This is a genomic window from Achromobacter xylosoxidans, from assembly GCF_014490035.1.
GTDB classification, from domain to species: Bacteria; Pseudomonadota; Gammaproteobacteria; order Burkholderiales; family Burkholderiaceae_B; genus Achromobacter; species Achromobacter bronchisepticus_A.
On sequence record NZ_CP061008.1, the window covers coordinates 3734193 to 3755531 of the forward strand.

A 21339-nucleotide genomic window follows, 5' to 3' on the forward strand; every position below is an offset into this window, starting at 1 on the left:
TAAACAATGCATTTCCCTCCACGGCCGGAGTCCCTCCATGGCACCCGAAGCCCTGCAACTGCGGATCGACCACTTGACGGAGCTGGACCGGCGTGAACTTGTCAAATTGATGGGGGCCGATGCCGTGCGTTTCGTGGAGACGCGGCCGGCGGATGGACGCCTGGGCGAACTCGATACGCTCACCGCCATCGTCAGCATTTCGCTGGCCACCATCAACGCCGCCGGCGTCGTGCTGGCCATCTGGCTGGCCAAGGGCGGAAGGAAGGTGACGCTGCGCGACCACCTTGTGATCGAGACTGCCGAAGGCAACCGCCTGGTACGCAAGCTGGAACTGACCGGCCGATCCGAGGACGAAATCAAGGCAGAGGTCCTCAAGGAACTCCAGGCCGCATTTTCCAACGTGTCTACGCCCGCCAAGGAGCAATGAATGCGGCCGGCCGCCGGCCAGATGGACCCGGACACCAACACGGTGTTCGTCTGCGACAGCCCGGTGCGCGAGTACGTGAAATGGGCCATGCATGGCAAGCTGCCGCGCGCGCTCCTGCCCACGGTCCTGCATGAACTGACGCACCACTGGTGCCTGTCTGGTTGCGTCGGCCGCGCGCTGGCCGAACTCAGCCTGGAGTCGCAAGAACATCTGGCGGCCTCCCCCCTGTTTCCGCTCTATGCCGATGACATCGTGCTGGCGCAGTGGGACACGGTGGAGTTCGCGCGCGCGCTGCTGGAGCCGCTGCTGGAAGGCATGGCCATGTTCGCGCAGTTCGACGTCTATCCCGGGCCCTCTCCGGTCCTGTCCGGCACGCTGGCCATGCTGGGACGTCTGTTTCCCCCTGAAGATGACGAGACGGCGGCGGACGTCATCGACGCGCTGCGCCACCGGCTGATCGAATACCGCCTGTCCGACCAAGCCCTGCGCAGCAAGAGCGGATTGCTGGTGCAGGCCATGAGCAGCCGCAACGGCGGCTATCTGCTGGGCTATCTCAGCGTGAAGAACCTGTGGATGCAAGCGCGCAAGGCCTCCCCCCGCCTGGCCGACGCCGACCTGTTTCTGCTGTACTTGCGCAATCTGGTCTTCGACGACGCGGGATTCGTGGACAAGCTGCTCGACGCCGGCGCGCAGGCGCTGCACGGCACGCAAGCGTTCGACGGCCTTGCCAGCCATCTGAACGAGCGCCTCAAGCTGTTGTCGGCGCCGGATCTGGAGCAGCGCGTCGCGGAAATGGAGAAAGCGCTGGAGAAGTACTCCGACCTGGAGGGCCACGGCCGCTGCATCTACCTGGACGATCAGTTGGTCGAGGACGTCAACTGGCGCCTTTACCAGCGTTTGCGCGCCATCGCACCCGGCTTGAAGGATCTGAAGGGGCCCGACCTCAAAGGCATGACGCGGGCGGAAAAACTACATGCGATCCGCGAGTTCGGCGCGGCGCTGGACCGGGCGGCAACGGGTATCGACAAGGTGGATCCGGCTGACCTGCAGCGCCTGCTCAGGATCTGGGCGCACCTGTTGCACCGCGCCATCGTGTGCTTGCGGGTAGATCAGGTGGAATGCGAAACAGGCGCGGACGGCAGATGCACGGTCTATGCGAACGGCGATCCCGTCTTCTCCGCAACCGCCCGGCCCAAGCGCAAACCCGACGGCCGCAACCCGGCCTCGCTGGCGCTCTACTACCTGCCCGACGAGTACGAGATCGCGCTGGTGTGCGTGGACGACAAGGGCGCCCTGTTCGCGCTCTTCGGGGACCGCGTTTCCGCCACGCAACAGGAAACGCTCACGCAGGCGATCCGCATCGTCCTCGGCGACCACGACCGGCGGGAAATCCTGGGCTCCTATCTGCGCATGCACGCCGGCTTGCGCGACGAACCGCTGCTGCGGCCGGGCGCGGTCGCGCGCCTGGCCGAACACTTCTACTTCAACCATGCGATGCGCTTCGTGGTCGACGCCCATCTGGACGCCTGCCTGAAAACGTTGCGCACCGACGGACTCTGGCAGATCCTGGACGAAGAAGGAAGCCATGTGAACGCAATGGCGGCCTTGGGACTGATCCAGTCCTGGACCTCGGACGAGACCTGCATTCGGGCCTTGCTGCAGCATCGGGAAATGGACTTCGATGAAGTCACCGCGCGACTCTCCCAGGCCCAGGCCGCCCACGGCCTGCCCTTGATCCATGAGGGCAAGCGCAGGGTCTTTCTCTGACGCAAGCCGCCCACGGCAATCAGGGCAACTGCCCGCCCGGCAGCACCAGCTTCTCCAGATAATCCAGATCCTCGCGCACCAGCCGCAAGGACTCGCTTACGTCCGGCGACCTGGGACGCCGGGAGGCGTCGCGCAGCAATGACTGCACCGCCATGTCGGCCATGATGGCCGCGACTTCGGCGCGGCTCAGGCGGCCGTCGGGCTTGTACCACCACGCCGACCAGTTGCACATGCCGATGAGGCTGAAGGCGGCGACGTGCGGATCGACCATGCGGAATTGGCCGTCGCGGATGCCGTTTTCGATGACGCGGCTGAAGTTCTCCAGCACGTTCCGGCGCGACGCCTGCACCGCGGCGCGCTGCTTGGGCGTCATGTCGGCCTCGGTCCGGTCGGCCACGCGGAACTCGGCGGTGCGCGACAGGATCAGGTCGGCATGCCGCGTGACCAGCGCGCGCAGCGCCTCGACTGGATCCAGGTCCTCGCGGGTGGCGGTCTCGCCGGCCATTTTCTTGGCCGCGCTCAGCACGTCCTCGGTCAGCGAACGCAGGATCTCGTCCTTGCTCTTGAAGTAGTAATAGACCGCGGTGCGGCTCAGGCCCAGGGATTCGGCGATGTCCTGGATGCTGGTGCCGCCGCTGCCGCGCTTGATGAATAGCGTGGCAGCGGCGTCGAGTATGGCGGTGCGCAGCGCTTCGCCCTTCAGCGCTCCCTTGGTGCTTGCGTCGTTCACGTTGCGATGTTCCTCGAATGGACCGTCCGGGACGGCCCCGTCCCGAAATTATGGCATGCGCGTTTACGTCTCCAACCCGCGCCGGCCGGCGTTCTCCCGCGGCTGAGTCCCCAATTTTTGACGCTACTGTCAGTTTTTTAAATTTAATTGACACTAAAGTCAAATATTCGTCTAATACGTCAAACCGAGGTCTCAGGACCATCGCCACAGGAGACGAATGTGACTACCGCCGCCCCCTCCAGCCAGATCACCGCCGGCTTTCTCAACACCGATTGGAATCCGCGCGACCTGCCCGCCGGCGCCTCGACCCGCAACGTCGTGCTGCGCACCGCGGACGGCGCCGCCACCTCCGGATCGCTGTACCAGCCGGCCGGCCCCCGTCCCGACACCGTGGTCTGCGTGATGCATCCGCGCGAGTTCATGGCCTGCCACTACCTGATCCCCGACATCGTCGGCGCCGGTCTTGCGGCGTGGTCGCAAGGCGCGCGCTCGGTCGGCAACGATCTCAGGCTGGAACACGAACAGGCGCTGCAGGACGTGGCCGCCGGCCTGCGCTTCCTGCGCGAGCAGGGTTTCAAGAAGATCGTGCTGCTGGGCAATTCCGGCGGCGCCGGCCTGTACGCGTTCTATGCGCAGCAGGCCGGCCTGCCCGCCGGCGAGCGCGTCGCCCGCACCCCGGGCGGCAAGCCCAGCGGGCTGGATGCACTGGACATGCCCGAGGTGCATGGCCTGGTGCTGGTGGGTCCGCATCCGGGCCAGGGTTCGCTGCTGCTGAATTGCATCGACCCCTCTGTCGCCGACGAGAAGGACGCACTGTCGGCGGCGCCGGACCTGGATCCGCTGGCGCCCGAGAACGGCTACCGGCCCAAGGGCCAGGCGCGCTATGCGCCGGAGTTCGTCGCCCGCTACCGCCAGGCGCAGCGCGACCGCGTGGCGCGCCTGGACGCGCAGGCGCGGCAGATGATCGCCGACCGCCTGGCGGCCCGCGCCGACCTCAAGAGCGGCGCCGACACATCCGCCGCACGCCGCCGCCAGGCCGCGCACACGCCGGTGCTGGTGGTCTGGCGCACCGACGCCGACCTGCGCTGCCTGGACCTCAGCCTGGATCCTTCCGACCGCCACCCGGGCTCGCTGTGGGGCAAGGATCCCTACGCGTCGAACTATGGCGCCGTCGGCTTCGCCCGCTTCTGCACGCCCGAGAGCTGGCTGTCGACCTGGTCCGGCCTGTCTTCCAACGCCAGCATGGCGCGCACCGCCGGCGGCATCAATCAGCCCACCCTGATCGTCGAATACACCGGCGACCAGGCCTGTTTCCCTTCCGACGTGCGCGCCATCCACGACGCCATCCCCGCGCCGGACAAGACCCACCTGCGCATCCGCGGCGACCACCACGGCCGCGCGCTGGTCGAAGGCGAAGAACCCGGGCGCTATGCGGCCGGCCGCGAACTGGCCGCCTGGCTGCGCCAACGTTTCCTGTAATCCGAATGCCGACGGAGCAAGTCATGACTGCAACTCCCAAGACCCCCGCCCCCCTGCGCCTGCACGGCGTGGACCATACGGCGCGGCCCACCTGGCGCCTGCGCGAAACGGTCGCCTTCTACCGCGACATCCTCGGCCTGCCGCTGGTGCATGTGATCTCGGCGCGCGGCTGGGGTCCCGCCACGCACCCGGACTTCCTGCATTTCTTCTTCGACAGCGGCCAGGGCAGCACCATCGCGTTCTTCTATTACCTGGGCTCGGACGAACCCGAAGCGCTGCGCGGACGCAGCCGCATGCGGCCGCTGCCCGAAGACCATGTGTTCGACGCCACGCATACCGCCTGGCTGGTGGAAAGCGAGGACGAGCTCAAGGCCTGGAAGCAGAAGCTGCAGGATGCCGGGCTGGAAGTCTCGGTCGAAACCCGCCATGAAGTGATCGAATCCATCTACGTACGCGATCCCAACGGCTATTTCATCGAATTCACACGCAAGCTGCGGCCCCTGGGCGAAGTCGACGCGATCGACGCCGCCTTGACGCTGCAGGCGGCCATGCAGGCCGAAGCCGAAGCGGAATCGGCTGGCGGACGCATCCAGCACATCGACGACGTCTGGGCGCGCAAGGCGGCGCTGCTGCAAGACAGGCTGGAGCTGGCCGATGTCGGCGCCGAGCCGCCGGTGCGGATCTTCGTGCCGCGCGTCGAGGAGTTTTCGTCCCTGGTCGAGGACGCCTCGGGACGCGAAAACTGCACCGTGGTACCGGGCGAGCATTTCGACTGCATCGTTTCCGACGGCCCGGTGGAGTTCCAGCGCAAGGCCCTGGGGCTCAAGCCCGCCGTCTGGTATGGCTTGTTCACCGGCGGCGTCAGCGGCACGATCGACGTATTGGATCGGGACCGCGTCCGGATCTCGGCCGCGCGCCACTGAGACACGGGCCAGGAGGAGACCATCATGCGAGATATACGCCACCCCATAGAGGGCGTGATCTACCACCACCCCGAGCGCGCCCGCCAGTATTTCGCCAGCGGCGCCTGGGAGCATTCGACCGTGGGCGCGGCGCTGCACGCCACGGCCCGGCGCTGCCCCGAACGCACCGCGCTGATCATCGACGAAGGCAGCCTGAGCTTTCGCGAACTGGACGAACAGACCGACCGGCTGGCCGCCGCCTTGCTGAAGCTGGGCCTGGCGCCCGCGGACCGCGCCATCTTCCAGATGGGCACCACGCTTGAAACCGCGCTGGCCTTGCTGGCCTGCTACAAGGCGGGGATCGTCCCGGTCTGTTCGTTGCCGCAGCACCGCGAGCTGGAGATCGGCCAGCTCTCGCGCCAGACCCGCGCCCGCGGCTATTTCGTGCAGGCCGACTTCGGCAAGTTCGATCTGCCGGCCTTTGCCGCCGGCATGCTGGCCGCCAGCGACACGCTGGAACACCTGGTCGTGGCGCGCGGCGACTCGCCGCATGGCGAGTCCCTGCATGCGCTGCTCGATGCGATGCCGCTGGCCGAGGCCCGCCTCATCCTGGCGGACCAGGGACCCGGCTGCGAGGACGTGCTGAGCTTCCAGCTGTCGGGCGGCACGACCGGCATGCCCAAGATCATCCCGCGCTTCCACGCCGAGTATCTGGGCCATTCGCTGGCCTGCGCCCGGCGCTACAAGATGCAGGACGACGACCGCATCATCTGGGCGCTGCCCCTGCTGCACAACGCGGCCCAGGTCTATGTGCTGATCCCCGTCATCGCCATGGGCGTGTCCGCGGTGCTGATGCCGCGGGTCGACGTGCCGCGCATGCTGGAGCTGATCGAACGCCACCGCGTCACCCGCGCCATGTCCATCGGGCCGATAGCGCCGCAGATCATGGCCTTTCCCGACCTGGCGAACTACGACCTGTCCTCCTTGCGCCTGTTCATCACCATGAGCGCCGCGGACCGCCTCGAAGCGCATCTGAACGTGCCCTGCTCCAACCTCTTCGGCATCACGGAAGGATTGCTGCTGGGCTCGCCCGCCGACGCGTCCGAGTACGAGCGGCACCATACGCAAGGCCGCTCGGGCTGTCCCGAGGACGACATCCGCCTGCTGGCGCCCGGCACCGAGGAACCGGTGGCCGAAGGCCAGATGGGCGAACTCTGCTTCCGCGGCCCCGCCACGCTGCCCGGATTCTTCGATGCCCCGGCGGCGAACGCCTCGGCCTATACCTCGGACGGCTATTACCGCACCGGCGACATGATGACGGCGCGCCTGGTCGATGGCGCAACCTGCTACGCCTTCGAAGGCCGCCTGCGCGACAACATCAACCGCGGCGGCGAGAAGATCGGCTGCGAGGAAGTCGAGGCGCTGGTCGGCGCGCATCCCGCGATTTCCGAAGCGCGCCTGGTGGCCATGCCCGACCCCTTCTACGGCGAGAAAGGCTGCATCTTCATCATCGTCCGGCCTGGCCACGCGGCGCCCAGCCTGACGGAACTGGCGGACTTCCTCACGGGCCAGGGGCTCGCCAAATACAAATGCCCCGAACGCATCGAGCAGATCGAAGCCTTCCCCGTCACCAAGGTCGGCAAGCTCGACAAGGCCGCCCTGCGCCATAGCGTCGCGGAAATGCTCAATCAGGAAGCCGCAAAGGCCCGGGAGAACGGCAATGACCAGCACTGAATACGTCTTGAGCGAAACGCCTTTCATCGTGCGCCGCCGCGTCAAATGGGGCGACTGCGATCCCGCCGGCGTGGTCTACACCGTCACTTTTGGCGAATACGTGCTGTCAGCGGCCGAACTGTTCTACGGCCACCTGTTCAACGGCACGCCGCAGCGCATCAAGGATGAGCACGGCTTCGGCACGCCGACGCGCGCGCTGTCCTTCGACTTCCAGGCCTCGCTGTGGCCCGACGAGGAATTCGACATGTGCGTCAGGGTCGAGGAAATCCGCACCCGCACCTACACCCTGCACGTGGCCGGCAGCGTGCGCGGCCAGCCGGCGTTCGACGCCAGGCTGACCCCGATCTGCGTGGCGCGCGGCGAACGGCGCGCCATCGAAGTGCCCGCCGCGCTGCGCGGCGCGCTGCAGTCATATCAGCAAGCCTGCGCGCAGGCCGAAGCAAACAGGAGTGAAGCCAAATGAAGATCGCCGTCATCGGAGCCGGCCCCGCCGGCCTGTACTTTTCGCTGCTCGCCAAGAAGCATGCGCCGCAGCACGATATCACCGTGTACGAACGGAACCCGCGCGGCGCCACCTACGGCTGGGGCGTGGTGTTCTCGGACATCGGCCTGTCCTTCCTGCGCGAAGCCGACCCGGAATTCTTCAAGGCCTTTGTCGCGCACCACGAACGCTGCGACTACATGGAAATCATCCATCAGGGCGCCCGCGTCCAGGTCCAGGGCAACCATTTCTCGCGCACGGCCCGCATCGACATGCTGGAAGTCCTGGAGCGCGCCTGCCTGGAAGCGGGCGTCAAGATCCTGCATGAACAGCGGATCGACGACGTGGAGCGGCTGGCCGCGGAAGTGGACATGGTGGTGGCTGCCGACGGCAGCAACAGCGCCGTGCGCAAGCAGTACGCCGAACACTTCCGGCCGAGCTTCGAACGCCGTCGCAACAAGTTCGCCTGGTACGGCACGCGCCAGCGCTTTCATCCGGTGTCGCTGATCTTCCGCGAAACGGACCACGGCATCTTCATCGCGCACAGCTACCAGTACAGCAAGGACCTCAGCACCTTCCTGGTGGAAGTGGACCCGGACACCTGGCAACGCGCCGGCCTGGACGCGGCCAGCGAGGACGCAAGCCGCCGCTATTGCGCAGAAGTTTTCCGCGCCGACCTGGGCGCCAACGAACTGCTGGGCAACCGTTCGCTCTGGTTCGAGGCCAACATCGTGCGCAATGAGCGCTGGTCGCACCGCAACATCGTCCTGCTTGGCGACGCGTTGCGCACCGTGCATTTCTCGCTCGGCTCCGGCACCCGCATGGCGATGCAGGACGCGATCGCGCTGCATCAAGGCCTCACGCGGCATCCCGACGACACGCAGGCCGCGTTCGCGCACTTCGAGGCGCAGCGCCGCCCGGCTTCGTCCAACTTCCAGAGCGCCGCCGCGCGCAGCCTGGACTGGTACGAGAACGTGGCCGACAAGATGCACCTGGACCCGGTGTCCTTCGCCTACGACTACATGCGCCGCACGGGCCAGGTCAGCCACGACGACCTGCGCCAGCGCGATCCGGGCTTCGCCGCGGCCTACGAGGCGCTGCACCCGGAGGCGGCGGCCGTGTCCTGAGCGGCGCACTGTTTTGTTGTGAGTACCCGGCCGCGGCGCACCCGCACTTGCGGCCTCAACGATAAGCGGCGCGGGGAAGCGCCGCAAAAACCATCCATGGAAAGTGGAGGAGACATGAAAAATACTCTTTGGTGCCTGGCGCTGACTGGCGCCCTGGCCTGCGCCTCGGCACAGGCCCAATCCGACAAGTACCCCGAACGGCCGGTGCGCATCGTGCTGCCCTATTCGGTGGGCAGCGGCCCCGACGCCGTCGCCCGCATGCTGGGCGAACAGCTCACGGCGGCCTGGAAGCAGCCGCTCATCGTCGAGAACAAGCCTGGCGCCAACGGCTGGCTGGCGATCGGCGAGGTCAAGCGCGCCACGCCCGACGGCTACTCGCTGGCGGTGGTGGACAACACCCACATGACGCTGCAACCACAGCTCTACCGCAGCCTGCCCTTCGATCCGGTCAAGGATTTCGTCCCGGTGGCGCCGATCTACACCACGCATTTCTTCATGGTGGTGTCGGCCTCGTCCCCCTGGAACAACGTCACCGACCTGATCGCGGCGGCCAAGGCCCAGCCCGGCAAGCTGACCTACGGCACCTGGGGCATGGGCAGCGTGGCGCACGTGGGCACCTCCATGTTCCAGACCGCCACGCAGACCAGCATGACGCACGTGCCCTTCAAGGACCTGGCCCAGCTCTACACGGCGGTGGCCAATGGCGAAGTCGATTGGGCTTTCGGCACGGCGGCCACGGTGCAGAACCTGTACCAGGCCAAGCGCGTCAAGCTGCTGGCGCTGGCGGCGCCGTCCCGCCTGGGTTCCTACGCGGACGTGCCCACGGTCAGCGAGGCCGGCGGCCCCAAGGACTTCGAGTTGAAAACCTGGGTCGCGGCCTTCGCGCCCAAGGGCACGCCGGATGCCGTGGTCAAGCGCATCAACGCCGCCATCGCCCAGGCCGTGGTCACGCCCGCCGTGCGCAAACGCTTCGAAACCTATGGCTTCGACGCCTGGCCGCAGGACGCCGCCGCGCTGGCCCAGGCCCGCGACGCCGATTCGGCGCGCTTTGCGGCCGTGGTCAAAGAGGCCAATATCTCGCTGGACTGAGGCACCGTCCCGGGGCTGCCCGCGGCGGCCCCGCTACCCTTCCGGCGCCTTGGGCGTCGCCGTCAGCCGCTGCGCCATGAACTCCAGGAATTCGCGCGCCAGCGCCGGCAAGGTCCGGCCCTGCAAGGTCAGGACCTGGATGCTCCGCTGCCGCATTTCCGGATTGCTGAACGGCACCGCCGCCAAGCCCTCGCCGTCGCGCTGTCCCAGCATCGTCAGGTAGCCCGACAGCGCCACGATGTCGCTGCCCGGCAGCATGGGCAGGAAGGCCGCGGAATGATTGGACACATAGGCCGGCTCGATATGCAGCCCGGCATTGGCGCAGGCCGCGTCGAACAGCTGCCGCACGGTGGTGCCATGGTCGCCCAGCGACAGCGGCACCTTGGTCAGGTCGCGCACGCTCAGGCTGCGGCGGCTGGCCAGCGGGTGGTTGCGGCACATGACCGCATAGACCGGCGCGCGCACCAGCAATTCGGTCTTGAGCCGGTCGTCCTGCGCGGTGGTGTAGCGCAGCGCCAGCTGCGACAGGCCTTCCAGGATCTGCCGGCTGACCTCCTCGGGGCGCTCCACATGCAGATGGAAGCGGGCCTCGGGCCGCACCCGCTTGAACTCGGCCATGCACATGGGCAGGAATCGGTGGGCGAAACCTTCGGTGCAGGCCAGGCGTATGGTCACGTCGCCCAGGTGGCTGCGCTGGCGGATCTCGGTGGTGACGCGCTCGGCTTCCAGCGCGGCGGCATTGGCGTACGCCGCCAGTTGGCGGCCGGCCTCGCTCAGTTCCATGCCGCGCGCCTGCCGCTCGAACAGCGCGATGCCCAGCCCGTCCTCCAGCTTGGCGATCTGCCGGCTGACGGCCGAGGCCGCCACGTGCTGCGCCGCCGCGGCGCCCGCGATGGAGCCGCAGCGCGCGACCTCCAGGAAGTACCTCAAGCCCAGCGAAATCATGGCGGCCCCTCTTACCCATGCCTTAATGGCAACGAAAGAATGCTAATTATCTAATTGTGGCATGTTATGAAGCGTAATAACTTTGTGCCTCCCTCAGCATCCCAGCCGCCCAAGTGACACGCGAACAAGCCCTGCTCCAAGCCGTTCAAGCCTACGACAATGGCGACCTGCATGCCGCGCTGGCCCGTCGCGTCGCCTACGCGACGGAAAGCGAAGTGCCCGACCAGGCGCCGGCCCAGCATGCCTACCTCAATGAAGAACTGCTGCCCTTGCTCAAGGAGCTGGGCTTCGCCTGCGAGGTGCATCCCAATCCCTCGGGCGCCGACCTGCCCATCCTGGTGGCGCGGCGCATCGAGCAGGCCGGCCTGCCCACGGTGCTGATGTACGGCCATGGCGACGTGGTGCGCGGCAGTGCCGCCCGTTGGGAGGCCGGCCGCGATCCCTGGCGCCTGCAGGTCGAGGGTGACCGCTGGTACGGGCGCGGCACCGCCGACAACAAGGGCCAGCACAGCATCAACCTGGAAGCCTTGCGCCAGGTCATCGCCGCGCGCGTTGGCGCGCTGGGCTTCAACGCGATCTGGCTGATCGAAACCGGCGAGGAAGCGGGTTCGCCCGGACTGGCCGCCTTCTGCGAGGCGCAGCGCGAGGCCCTGGCGGCGGACGTGTTCATCGCCAGCGACGGCCCGCGCCTGAGCGCCCGGCGTCCCACCCTGTTCATGGGCTCGCGCGGCGCGGTGAACTTCGAATTGAAGCTGCGTGCGCGCGAACGCGGCTATCACTCGGGCAACTGGGGCGGCCTGCTGGCCAACCCCGCCATCGTGCTGGCGCATGCCATCGCCACGCTGGTGGACGCGCGCGGCCGCATCACGGTGCCCGGCCTGCGTCCGCCCCCCATCCCGGACGCGGTGGCCGAGGCGCTGGCCGACCTGGAAGTCGGCGGCGGCGAGGACGACCCCGACATCAACGCCTGGTGGGGCGAACCCGGGCTGAGCGCGCCCGAAAAAGTGTTCGGCTGGAACAGCCTGGACGTCCTGACCTTTGGCGCCGGCGATCCGGCCAAGCCGGTCAACGCCATCCCGCCCGAAGCCGTGGCCTGGTGCCAGCTGCGATTCGTGGTGGGCACGGACTGGCGGGCGCTGGAAACGCATGTAAAGGAGCATCTGCGCGCGGCGGGCTTCGAGGACGTGCAAGTGCGCATCGGCATGCAGGCCGGCGCCACCCGTCTGTCGCCCGACAATCCCTGGGTGCGTTGGGCCGCGGCCTCGCTGGAACGCAGCACCGGCAAGCGGCCGGCGCTGTTGCCGAACCTGGGCGGTTCCCTGCCCAACGACATCTTCGCCGACCAGCTGGGCCTGCCCACCTTGTGGGTGCCGCATTCCTATCCCGCCTGCGCCCAGCACGCACCCAACGAACACCTGCTGGGCAGCGTCGCCCGCGAGGGGTTGGCCATCATGGCCGGCCTGTTCTGGGACCTGGGCGACCAGGGCAGCGCCCTGCGCCTGGCGGCCGCAACTCCGTCTTCCAACACCAAGTGACCGGGATCTCCGACATGAACGTCAAACTCCGCGCCGCCCTCGTGGCCGCAAGCCTTGCCGCCGCCGCGCATGCGGGCGGCGCCCATGCCGCCTATCCCGAACAGGCGATCAAGATCGTCGTGCCCTTCACGCCGGGCGGCGCGACCGACGCCGTGGCGCGGCTGCTGGCCAACAAGCTGTCCGGCAAGTTCGGCCAGCCGGTCATCGTGGAAAACCGCCCGGGCGCATCCACCGTGATCGGCGCGGAAGCGGCGGCGCGCGCGCAGCCTGACGGCTACACCCTGATGCTGTCGGGCAGCACCACCTATACCGTGCTGCCGGCGCTCAAGCCCGGCCTGCCCTACGATCCGCAAAAGAGCTACGAACACATCGCCATCGTCGCCATGGCGCCCGTGGTGCTGCTGGCCAAGAACGGCCTGGCGGCCGGCACCGTGCAGGAAGCGGCGGCGCTGGCCCGGCAGCAAAGCGCCAAGGGCGGCCTGATGTACGGCACCTTCGGTCCCGGGTCCGCGCCGCACCTGGCCGGCGAGATGTACGCCGAGGCCGCGGGCGCCAAGATGTTGCCGGTGCCCTACAAGGGCAGCGCGCAGTTGGTCACGGCCATGATAGGCGGCGAGGTCGACCTGGGCGTGGACACCGTGTCCTCCGCCGCGCCTCAGGTCCGCGCCGGCAAGATCCGCGCGCTGGCCGTGACGGGCGAACGCCGCATGCCGCAACTGCCCGATGTGCCGACTTTCGCGGAGGCCGGCATGGCGGATGTTTCCTTCGTGGGCTGGTACGCGCTGGTGGCGCCGGCGCGCACGCCGGCCCCCGTGGTGGACACCCTGAGCCGCGCCGTGGCGGAAATCATGGAAGACCCGCAGGTGCGCAAATCGGTGGCCGACCTGGCGCTCGATCCCGTGTATCTGCCCGCCCCGGCCTTCAAGGCGCAGATCACGAAGGAACTGCGCACCTTTTCTGAAGTGGCGGCCCGCGCCGGCATCACCCTGGACTAGCCGCGGCGGGCTGACGCCTGGCCTCAGTCCGGTTGGGTGCGGGTGATCTTGGACCCTTCCAGGCCCATGCCCGCCATCAGTCCCTGTCCGCCGAATGGCACGGCATATACGTCCTGGCTAAGGGTGGTGGTGGTAATGCTGACGGCATAGCTGTCGTCCACCACGACCAGGCTGGGGCCGGCGCCGAGCGACCAGCCGTCGCTCTGGTCCAGGTACCGCAGCGCCGGCTCATTCATGAAGAACAGCGCATAGCTGAACTCCTGCGCGCCGGCCTGAAGACCGAACGACACCGCCGATATGTTGTAGTAGGCCTGGACCTTGCCGCCGCGCATGAGCGCGCCGTCGCCGGTTTCCGCGCCGACCAGCAGCCCCCCCTTCAGGATGCGGGGGAACACCAGCACGCCCACCGCCTTGTCGCCCAGTAAACGCGTCTTGGGTTCCTGCTGGTAGAGGCGATCCAGCGCACCCTGCGCTTCCCGGCTGAGCTCTGCCGCGGACTCCGCCCTGGCCTGCGGCGCGAGGAAGAAACAGGCAACCCACAAAAAAAGGCTGACCCAAAGCCAGCCGCGGATACTCATAGGCAAAACGGATGCGCGACGCATACAGCCCCCTGATCTCGAAAGGAAAAGGACGGCAAGCGCCGACGCGCTCGCCCCGACTTGCTGGATGAGTATTGGCAGGCGCCGATGCCTTGTCAAGATGCATGCGCACCCGGCCACCGAGGCCACGTCAAACCCTGGGCGGCGAAGTCTCCCGTTGCGGGTGGCGATGCCGGCCCAGGGCTTCGATGAAGAACGACACGCTCTTGGCGGGGGCCGTCGCGTCCATCGTCAGCAGTCCGCCATCCGCCGGATCGGCGGACAGGCCCGCCGCGGCAAGCAACTGCACGCCCTCGCCCATGCCCATCAAGGTCTTGCCATGGCGGTAGGCGTCGCGCAGGAACTCCAGCACGCGTCCGTCCGATTCCAGGCGGGCCACGGCGGCCTCGCCGCCCGCCGCCACCACGCCATCGAACAGCGCCGAAGGATGGTTGTCCAGGGAGGCGTCGGCATCCAGCGTGCCGCCCCCGGCCGCCGGGACGGGTCCGATGCGCTGCCCGACCAGCCGCACAATGGCGCCCGCCGCGATCAGGCCCTGGGCCACGGCCGACACGCTCTTGCCATCCGCGCCCTCCGCCACCAGGATTGCGACCTTGCGCGTGGCGATGCCGCCGTCGCCAGGGCGCGCGGCCAACGACAATGCCGGCGACACCTCGACCTCCGGCTTGGGCGGAAGCTCGATCGCCCGCGGCAAGGGCGCAGGCAAGCCCATGCCCAGTTGGTCGGCTACGCCCCGCGCCAGTTCTTCGGACACATTGCGCAGCGACGCGACCATGCGCTGGCGCACCGCCGGCACCGTGACCTTGCTCAATTCAAAGGCATAGGCGTCGACGATGTGGCGCTTTTCCCAGTCCGCCTGGCTTTCATAGAACAGCGTCGCCTGGTTGTAATGCTCGGCGAATTTTTCAGGATGCCCTCGCAATTCGTCGCCCGTCTCCGGCTCCGGAAACGACACGAAGCCTTCCATGCCGGCCTGGAAGGGACAGCCGCCTGCAAGCGAGTTGGGCTCGTAGGCCACGCGGCCGCGGTGGATGGCCTGGCGATGCATGCCGTCGCGCTGGTTGTTGTGCACGGGCGCAAGCGGCGCATTGATCGGGATTTCATGGAAGTTGGGGCCGCCCAGCCGCGAAATCTGCGTGTCCACGTAGGAGTGGATGCGCCCTGCCAATAGCGGGTCATTGGTGAAGTCCAGGCCCGGCACGATGTGGGCGGCGCAAAAGGCGACCTGCTCCGTCTCGGCGAAGAAGTTGTCGGGGTTGCGGTCCAGCACCATCCGCCCCACCGGCACCACGGGCACCAGTTCCTCGGGCACGATCTTGGTCGCGTCCAGCACGTCGAAGCTGAAGCCTTCGGCCTGCTCCTCGGTGAACACCTGCACGCCCAGCTCCCACTGCGGGCCATTGCCGGCGTCGATCGCCTCCCAAAGATCGCGGCGGTGGAAGTCGGGATCCGCGCCAGACACCTTGACGGCTTCATTCCACACCTGCGAATGCGTGCCGAGAATGGGATTCCAATGGAACTTCACCAGCCGCGACTCGCCCGCGGCGTTGACGAAGCGGAACGTATGCACGCCAAAGCCCTGCATCATCCGGTAGCTGCGCGGGATGGCGCGGTCCGACATCAGCCACATCAGCATGTGAGTGGATTCCGGCATCAGCGACACGAAGTCCCAGAAGGTATCGTGCGCGGACGCGGCCTGGGGCATGCCATGATGCGGCTCGGGTTTGACGGCGTGCACCAGGTCCGGGAATTTCATCGCGTCCTGGATGAAGAAGACCGGCATGTTGTTCCCGACCAGATCCCAGTTGCCCTCGTCGGTATAGAACTTCACGGCGAAACCGCGGACGTCCCGCGCCGTGTCCTTGGAGCCGCGTTCGCCCGCCACCGTCGAAAAGCGCACGAACACCGGCGTGCGCTTGCCGGCTTCGGCGAACAGGGACGCGGCGGTCAGGCCAGTCAGCGGCTTATAGCATTCGAAATAGCCGTGCGCCGCCGAACCGCGCGCATGCACGATGCGTTCGGGAATCCGCTCGTGGTCGAAATGCGTGATCTTCTCGCGCAGGATGAAGTCCTTGAGCAAAGCCGGCCCGCGCAGGCCCGCCTTGAGCGAGTGCTGGTTATCGCTGACGCGCACGCCCTGGTTGGTGGTCAGCATCTGCCCGCCAGCATCGGCGCGCACGCGCTCCAGCCGTCCGTCGGCCGCATTGACGCCGGCCGCGGCCGCGCCCCCGGTCTTGGCCGAGGTCTCGGTTTCGGACAGCGAACTGGCCGTCGCGGAAGGATCCGCTGCCGCGACGTGCGCGCCGGCATAGGGGCAGCGCGCCCCTTCTTCGCCGTACTCCGCCGCCTTGCCGGCATTGTGGGGAATCGCGGCGGCCGTTTCGCCCACGGCCGCGGCGCGCTTGAGCGCCGGGTGGCTGGGCTTGCCCGCGGGTCCGGACGCCGGGCCGCTGTCCGTGTTCAGATAGGCAGTGTCCACGGCCGCGCCCGCGCCGCCCTTGCCTGCTGCTTTCTTGGCTGGCATCGCAATCTCCTAGTGGCTCAGCATCTTGCCGCGCGCCTGCTCGGCCCGCGAGGCGCCGATGGCGGTCTCGACCTGCTTGACCTCTTCGGGAGGCGGCAGCACGGCGGGGAATCCGAGCGATTCGATCCACAGCTCGCGCGACCAGCCCTGCGTGTGATAGAGATGATGGTCCTCGTCCGTTGCCACGGCGTCGTGAGCCTGCTTCAACACCTTGGCCTCGTCGCCGCTGTGCTGTTCGGCAATCACGCCGATCAGGGACCAGTTCGCGTGATCCTTGGTTTCGGCCAGCACCACGCATTCGGTGGCGACCAATTGGGCGGCGTCCGGATCGCCCGCGCTGATCGCCATCTTCATGGCCTTGACCAGCGCCTCGCCGATGTGGCGCACGACCTGGCGGCCCGGCGGCTGCGCCTGCGGGTCCAGGCCCAGCTGCTCGAACACCGTCAACAGCACCCGGCGGTGGGTGCGGGTTTCTTCCAGATAGCCGAGCCATTCCTTTTTCAGATCCTCGTTCACCGCGCAGGACACGGCGGTTTCGTACACGGCCAGGCCACCAATTTCGGTTTCCAGGGCCTGGTACAGCAGTTCCTCGATTTGCGAGGCATTTCCGGCTTTGCGTTTCATTGGGCGCTCCTCTTCTGGATGGGCATCCGCGCATGCCTGCGGCGGATATGCGGATGGAGCGCCTACCCAGCAATCGCCATGCCCGGTCCGCGCGATGGCAATTGCCCTGCGGCAGCTCGGAGCGGATGCCGCCTCCGCGGCAAAAAATACAAGACTGTGGGCAAGGACAACCTCGTCCCCATTTAGACTAGAATTGGAACCATTCTCAATAAAATCAGACCGCCAGGCTCGCGGCGGCGCCAACAAGAAAGAGGCTCGTCCTGAAATCCGGTTTCCGCCTATCCATGGCCTGGCTCCATACCTGGGTCGGCCTGTGGTTTTCCTGGCTGCTGTTCGCCGTCTTCTTGACGGGATCGCTGGCCGTCTTCTCCGAGCCCATTACCCACTGGATGACGCCCGAGCACCGCGAGGCGGAAGCCCTGGCCGCGCAAAAGGAAAGCGTGCCGGTGGACCGCGCCCGCCGGCTGGAACTGGCGGTGGACTACATGGCGCGCAACCATGCCGGCGCCGGCATGTGGGAAATCTGGCCGGTGGACCGCTTTCACGAAAACGGCCTGACGGCCTATTGGTTCGACCAGAACGGCCTATATGCGGATGCCGAGCTCGACCCCGAGACAGGCGCCGAACTGGATGACCACCACGATGCCGAAGGCCGCGCGACGATGGGCGGCACGCATTTCGTGGACTTCCACTACACGCTGCACGACGCCGGCCTGGGGCTGTGGATCGTCGCCTTCGCCAGCATGGCCATGCTGGTCGCGCTGATTTCCGGCGTGGTCACGCACAAGCGCATCTTCAAGGACTTCTTCACCTTCCGCGCCAAGAAGGGCCAACGGTCCTGGCTGGACGCGCACAACGCGGTGGCGGTGCTGACCCTGCCCTTCCAGTTCATGATTGCCTACACGGGAATCGTGATTTCCAGCGCCCAGCTCATGCCGGCCCCGGTCACGGCGACCTATGGCGCCGGCCCGCAGGCCAGCCGCCTGTACCTGGCCGAGCTGACGGGCGAAGAACGGCCCGCCCGCAGCGGCGTGGCGCTGGCCATGCCGGCGCTCGAGCCCATCGTGGCCCGCGGCGAACGACTGATCGGGCAGACCGCGCGCGCCATCGTCATCAACAATCCCGAAGACAGCTCCATGCGCATCGGCGTCTATGGCTGGAACGAAGACGCCGACACCTTCCGCAATCTGAGCGCCACCACGGGCATGGCGGAGTTCTCCGCCAGCGGCGAGCTGCTGCGCCTGCGGCCCGCGGGCGGCGTGCACGGCGGCGCGCCGGCGCTGACGTTCCAGGTGATGAGCGACCTGCACATGTCCAAGTTCGGCGGGCTGGGCATCAGCTGGCTGTACTTCGTCTGCGGCCTGGCGGGCGCGGCCATGATGGGCACGGGCGCCTTGCTGTTCATGGTCAAGCGCCGCGCCAAGCATGGCGGCGAGTTCGGCAGCGCCACGGCGCGCATGTACCGGCTGATAGAAGGATTGAACGTGGCCGCGCTGGCCGGATTGGCGATCGCCTGCATCAGCTACCTCTGGGCCAACCGCCTGCTGCCCGTGGCGCTGGAGAACCGCGCGCTTTGGGAACTGCGCTGCTTCTTCCTGGCGTGGGCGCTGACCCTGGCGCATGCCTGGCTGTGCAGCCCGCGCCGCGCCTGGATCTCGCAATTGGTGCTGCTGTCGGCGCTGTGCCTGCTGCTGCCGGCGCTGTCGTTCATCACATTGGGCGACCATCCTGCAGCGCAGATCGCGCGCGGCGATTGGGAGAGCGCCGGCGTCGAACTGACGTCCGTCGCATTCGGCGTACTATCGGGCTGGGCGGCCCTGCTGTTGTGGCGACGGCCCGCATCCGCGCCCGTCCGGCGCAATCCCCGCAGTGATGCAGAGGCGGCCGCATGAACACCAACGACCTGTACGCAATTTCCATGGCGCTGCTGCTGACCTATTCGGGCATGGCCTGCCTGAGCCTGGCCATGCCGCGCCACTACGACCAGGTCTGGGGACGCGATCCCTCCGCCGGCCATACCCGCGTGCTGCGCGGCGCCGGCGTGCTGCTGCTGGCGTTGGCCCTGCTGCCCTGCGTGGGCCTGTGGGGCAATACCGTGGGCGTGGTGGCATGGCTGGGCTGGCTGTCGGCGGGCGCGCTGCTCTGGGTCGGCATGCTGTCATGGGCGCCGCGTCCGGCAGCCCGTACCGCGGCGCTGGCGGTGGCAATATCCCTGGCCGGGGTCGGCATCGGCTTCTGAAGCGCAGGTTTGACGCGCATCAAGCAAGCCTGATATCCCGGCGGTGCGGGGCAATTCCTGCACCATATGTGGTGGTAGAGTTTCCACACCCTACTACATATGGTGTCAGTCATGCATATCCAGCACATCCTCAAGCGCGACGGCCGGGTCGCGGCGTTCGACCGCGACAAGATCGCCCAAGCCATGGCGGCCGCCGGCAGCAGCACGGGAGAACTGGATCTGGCGGGCGCGCAAGTCCTGACCGACACCGTCATCGCCGCACTGGAAGGCAACCCCTGCCCTGGCGTCGAGACCATCCAGAACCGCGTCGAGGAAGCCCTGGTCCAGGCAGGCCATTGGCGCACCGCGCGGGCCTACATCGTGCACCGCGAACAGCACGCCCGGCTGCGCGCGCTGCGCCACACGCTGGTGGACGTGGAAAGCGCGATGGAGGAATACCTGGACCAGCGCGACTGGCGCGTCAACGCCAACGCCAACCAGGGCTACAGCCTGGGCGGCCTGATCCTGAACGTGGCGGGCAAAGTCACCGCCAATTACTGGCTGTCCAACGTGTTCGCGCCCGAGGCGGGCCGCGCCCACCGCGAAGGCGACATCCATATCCACGACCTGGACATGCTGAGCGGCTATTGCGCCGGCTGGTCGCTGCGCCAGCTGCTGACCGAAGGCTTCAACGGCATCCCCGGCAAGGTCGAAGCCACGCCGCCGCGCCACATGTCCGCGGCCATCGGCCAGATCGTCAACTTCCTGGGCACGCTGCAGAATGAGTGGGCCGGCGCGCAGGCGTTCAGCTCCTTCGATACCTACATGGCGCCCTTCATCCGCCGCGACGCCATGACGTACGCCGACGTGAAGCAGTCCATGCAGGAACTCATCTACAACCTGAACGTGCCCAGCCGCTGGGGCACGCAGACGCCCTTCACCAACCTCACGTTCGACTGGACCTGCCCGCCGGACCTGAAGGACCAGATCCCGTACATCGGCGGCGAGGAAATGCCTTTTTCCTACGGCGACCTGCAGACCGAGATGGACATGATCAACCGCGCCTACATCGAAGTCATGATGGCTGGCGACGCCAAGGGCCGCGTGTTCACCTTCCCCATCCCCACCTACAACATCACCCCCGACTTCGACTGGGACCACCCCAACACCGAGCGCCTGTTTGAAATGACGGCGCGCTATGGCCTGCCCTATTTCCAGAACTTCCTGAATTCGGACCTGGAGCCGCACATGGTGCGCTCCATGTGCTGCCGCCTGCAGTTGGACCTGCGCGAACTGCTCAAGCGCGGCAACGGCCTGTTCGGCTCGGCCGAGCAGACGGGGTCGGTCGGCGTGGTGACGGTCAACTGCGCGCGCCTGGGCTACACCTGCCGCGGCGACGAAGCGCGGCTGATGCAGCAACTGGACCACCTGCTGGAACTGGGCCGCGACGTGCTGGAAACCAAGCGCAAGGTGGTGCAGCGCTACATCGATCAGGGCCTCTACCCCTATACCCGCCGCTATCTGGGCACCCTGCGCAATCACTTCAGCACGCTGGGCGTGAACGGCATCAACGAGATGGTCCGCAACTTCACGGCCGACGCCGAGGACATCACCACCGCCGCGGGCCACGCCCTGGCCGTGCGCCTCCTGGACCGCGTGCGCGACCGCATGACCGAGTTCCAGGAACAGACCGGCCACCTGTACAACCTGGAAGCCACGCCCGCCGAAGGCACCACCTACCGCTTCGCGCGCGAAGACAGGAAGCGCTATCCCGCCATCCTGCAAGCGGGCAGCGAGACGCAGCCCTACTACACCAACTCCAGCCAGCTGCCGGTGGGCCACACCGACGATCCTTTCCATGCGCTGGAGCTGCAGGAAACGCTGCAGGGCAAGTACACCGGCGGCACCGTGCTGCATCTGTACATGAACGAAGCCGTTTCTTCTTCCGCCGCATGCAAGCAGCTGGTGCGCCGCGCGCTGTCGAATTTCCGGCTGCCCTACATCACGGTCACGCCGACCTTCTCCATCTGCCCCAACCATGGCTATCTGGCGGGGCACCACGAGTTCTGCCCGAAATGCGATGCCGAACTGCTGGCCAAGCAAGCGGCATGCTGCACCCCGGCCTAGGGCTGTAAAGGCCAGCCCCCAGGCCGGACCGCCGGG

At 67.3% G+C, this 21339-nt stretch carries 18 protein-coding genes; 13 read left to right on the forward strand and 5 right to left on the reverse strand.

Annotation, left to right across the window (positions count from 1 at the left end):
* Positions 1–37: 37 nt before the first annotated feature.
* Positions 38–427 (forward strand): hypothetical protein, encoded by a 390-nt coding sequence (locus IAG39_RS17355; RefSeq protein ID WP_118931917.1) that lies wholly within the window; start codon positions 38–40, stop codon positions 425–427.
* Positions 428–2194 carry a hypothetical protein gene (locus IAG39_RS17360; RefSeq protein ID WP_118931916.1) on the forward strand — a complete coding sequence of 589 codons (1767 nt, stop codon included), beginning with the start codon at positions 428–430 and terminating at the stop codon, positions 2192–2194.
* Between the two features lie 19 nt (positions 2195–2213).
* Here IAG39_RS17360 and IAG39_RS17365 read toward each other — a convergent pair whose 3' ends face one another.
* Positions 2214–2924 carry a TetR/AcrR family transcriptional regulator gene (locus IAG39_RS17365; protein ID WP_059379650.1) on the reverse strand — a complete coding sequence of 237 codons (711 nt, stop codon included), beginning with the start codon at positions 2922–2924 and terminating at the stop codon, positions 2214–2216.
* Positions 2925–3143: 219 nt separating this feature from the next.
* Here IAG39_RS17365 and IAG39_RS17370 point away from each other — a divergent pair, with 219 nt between their 5' ends.
* The 6 genes from IAG39_RS17370 (at position 3144) to IAG39_RS17395 (ending at position 9736) form a co-directional block, all read left to right on the forward strand.
* Positions 3144–4403, forward strand: coding sequence for an alpha/beta hydrolase (locus IAG39_RS17370; RefSeq protein ID WP_118931915.1), 1260 nt, complete (start codon positions 3144–3146; stop codon positions 4401–4403).
* A gap of 23 nt (positions 4404–4426) precedes the next feature.
* A complete protein-coding gene (locus IAG39_RS17375) occupies positions 4427–5326 on the forward strand; it encodes a VOC family protein (RefSeq protein WP_118931914.1) in 900 nt (299 codons plus the stop codon).
* A 24-nt stretch (positions 5327–5350) separates the two neighbouring features.
* Positions 5351–7039: an AMP-binding protein gene (locus IAG39_RS17380; RefSeq protein ID WP_118931913.1), complete on the forward strand. Its 1689-nt coding sequence runs from the start codon at positions 5351–5353 to the stop codon at positions 7037–7039.
* A complete protein-coding gene (locus tag IAG39_RS17385) occupies positions 7026–7502 on the forward strand; it encodes an acyl-CoA thioesterase (RefSeq protein ID WP_059379646.1) in 477 nt (158 codons plus the stop codon). The genes IAG39_RS17380 and IAG39_RS17385 overlap by 14 nt, the downstream gene beginning before the upstream one ends.
* Positions 7499–8647 (forward strand): FAD-dependent monooxygenase, encoded by a 1149-nt coding sequence (locus tag IAG39_RS17390; protein ID WP_118931912.1) that lies wholly within the window; start codon positions 7499–7501, stop codon positions 8645–8647. Before IAG39_RS17385 ends, IAG39_RS17390 begins: the two co-directional genes overlap by 4 nt.
* Before the next feature lie 114 nt (positions 8648–8761).
* On the forward strand, positions 8762–9736 hold the full coding sequence (locus IAG39_RS17395; RefSeq protein ID WP_059379644.1) for a Bug family tripartite tricarboxylate transporter substrate binding protein: 975 nt from the start codon (positions 8762–8764) through the stop codon (positions 9734–9736).
* A gap of 33 nt (positions 9737–9769) precedes the next feature.
* Here IAG39_RS17395 and IAG39_RS17400 read toward each other — a convergent pair whose 3' ends face one another.
* Positions 9770–10681, reverse strand: a complete 912-nt coding sequence (locus IAG39_RS17400; RefSeq protein ID WP_059379643.1) for a LysR family transcriptional regulator — start codon at positions 10679–10681, stop codon at positions 9770–9772.
* Positions 10682–10794: 113 nt separating this feature from the next.
* Between IAG39_RS17400 and IAG39_RS17405 the strand changes: the two genes are divergently transcribed.
* Both IAG39_RS17405 and IAG39_RS17410 read left to right on the forward strand, forming a co-directional pair.
* A complete protein-coding gene (locus IAG39_RS17405; protein ID WP_118931911.1) occupies positions 10795–12216 on the forward strand; it encodes a M20 family metallopeptidase in 1422 nt (473 codons plus the stop codon).
* A 14-nt stretch (positions 12217–12230) separates the two neighbouring features.
* The gene (locus IAG39_RS17410; RefSeq protein WP_118932015.1) at positions 12231–13211 is read left to right on the forward strand and encodes a Bug family tripartite tricarboxylate transporter substrate binding protein; all 981 of its coding nucleotides are present in this window, start codon (positions 12231–12233) and stop codon (positions 13209–13211) included.
* Between the two features lie 23 nt (positions 13212–13234).
* Here the strand turns inward: IAG39_RS17410 and IAG39_RS17415 are convergent, their stop codons facing one another.
* The 3 genes from IAG39_RS17415 to IAG39_RS17425 all read right to left on the reverse strand — a co-directional run bounded on the left by IAG39_RS17415 (position 13235) and on the right by IAG39_RS17425 (position 16958).
* Positions 13235–13753, reverse strand: coding sequence for a YSC84-related protein (locus IAG39_RS17415; protein ID WP_276310539.1), 519 nt, complete (start codon positions 13751–13753; stop codon positions 13235–13237).
* A gap of 187 nt (positions 13754–13940) precedes the next feature.
* Positions 13941–16334, reverse strand: a complete 2394-nt coding sequence (locus tag IAG39_RS17420; protein WP_118931909.1) for a catalase — start codon at positions 16332–16334, stop codon at positions 13941–13943.
* 9 nt (positions 16335–16343) lie between these two features.
* Positions 16344–16958, reverse strand: coding sequence for a ferritin-like domain-containing protein (locus tag IAG39_RS17425; RefSeq protein ID WP_059379639.1), 615 nt, complete (start codon positions 16956–16958; stop codon positions 16344–16346).
* Positions 16959–17242: 284 nt separating this feature from the next.
* On the opposite strand from IAG39_RS17425, the gene IAG39_RS17430 reads away from it, so the two are divergent.
* From IAG39_RS17430 to IAG39_RS17440, 3 genes are all read left to right on the forward strand, one after another.
* Complete coding sequence (locus IAG39_RS17430; RefSeq protein ID WP_118931908.1) at positions 17243–18850, forward strand: PepSY-associated TM helix domain-containing protein; 1608 nt, start codon at positions 17243–17245, stop codon at positions 18848–18850.
* On the forward strand, positions 18847–19197 hold the full coding sequence (locus tag IAG39_RS17435) for a DUF3325 domain-containing protein (protein ID WP_042793406.1): 351 nt from the start codon (positions 18847–18849) through the stop codon (positions 19195–19197). Before IAG39_RS17430 ends, IAG39_RS17435 begins: the two co-directional genes overlap by 4 nt.
* 111 nt (positions 19198–19308) lie before the next feature.
* A complete protein-coding gene (locus tag IAG39_RS17440) occupies positions 19309–21303 on the forward strand; it encodes a ribonucleoside triphosphate reductase (protein WP_059379788.1) in 1995 nt (664 codons plus the stop codon).
* The last annotated feature ends 36 nt before the right edge of the window (positions 21304–21339 follow it).

Bases quoted from the DNA above. Each gene is read 5' to 3' on its own strand.
- IAG39_RS17355 (WP_118931917.1), top strand. From the start codon at position 38: ATGGCACCCGAAGCCCTGCAACTGCGGATCGACCACTTGACGGAGCTG.
- IAG39_RS17360 (WP_118931916.1), top strand. From the start codon at position 428: ATGCGGCCGGCCGCCGGCCAGATGGACCCGGACACCAACACGGTGTTC.
- IAG39_RS17375 (WP_118931914.1), top strand. From the start codon at position 4,427: ATGACTGCAACTCCCAAGACCCCCGCCCCCCTGCGCCTGCACGGCGTG.
- IAG39_RS17380 (WP_118931913.1), top strand. From the start codon at position 5,351: ATGCGAGATATACGCCACCCCATAGAGGGCGTGATCTACCACCACCCC.
- IAG39_RS17385 (WP_059379646.1), top strand. From the start codon at position 7,026: ATGACCAGCACTGAATACGTCTTGAGCGAAACGCCTTTCATCGTGCGC.
- IAG39_RS17390 (WP_118931912.1), top strand. From the start codon at position 7,499: ATGAAGATCGCCGTCATCGGAGCCGGCCCCGCCGGCCTGTACTTTTCG.
- IAG39_RS17395 (WP_059379644.1), top strand. From the start codon at position 8,762: ATGAAAAATACTCTTTGGTGCCTGGCGCTGACTGGCGCCCTGGCCTGC.
- IAG39_RS17400 (WP_059379643.1), bottom strand. From the start codon at position 10,681: ATGATTTCGCTGGGCTTGAGGTACTTCCTGGAGGTCGCGCGCTGCGGC.
- IAG39_RS17410 (WP_118932015.1), top strand. From the start codon at position 12,231: ATGAACGTCAAACTCCGCGCCGCCCTCGTGGCCGCAAGCCTTGCCGCC.
- IAG39_RS17420 (WP_118931909.1), bottom strand. From the start codon at position 16,334: ATGCCAGCCAAGAAAGCAGCAGGCAAGGGCGGCGCGGGCGCGGCCGTG.
- IAG39_RS17425 (WP_059379639.1), bottom strand. From the start codon at position 16,958: ATGAAACGCAAAGCCGGAAATGCCTCGCAAATCGAGGAACTGCTGTAC.
- IAG39_RS17430 (WP_118931908.1), top strand. From the start codon at position 17,243: ATGGCCTGGCTCCATACCTGGGTCGGCCTGTGGTTTTCCTGGCTGCTG.
- IAG39_RS17435 (WP_042793406.1), top strand. From the start codon at position 18,847: ATGAACACCAACGACCTGTACGCAATTTCCATGGCGCTGCTGCTGACC.
- IAG39_RS17440 (WP_059379788.1), top strand. From the start codon at position 19,309: ATGCATATCCAGCACATCCTCAAGCGCGACGGCCGGGTCGCGGCGTTC.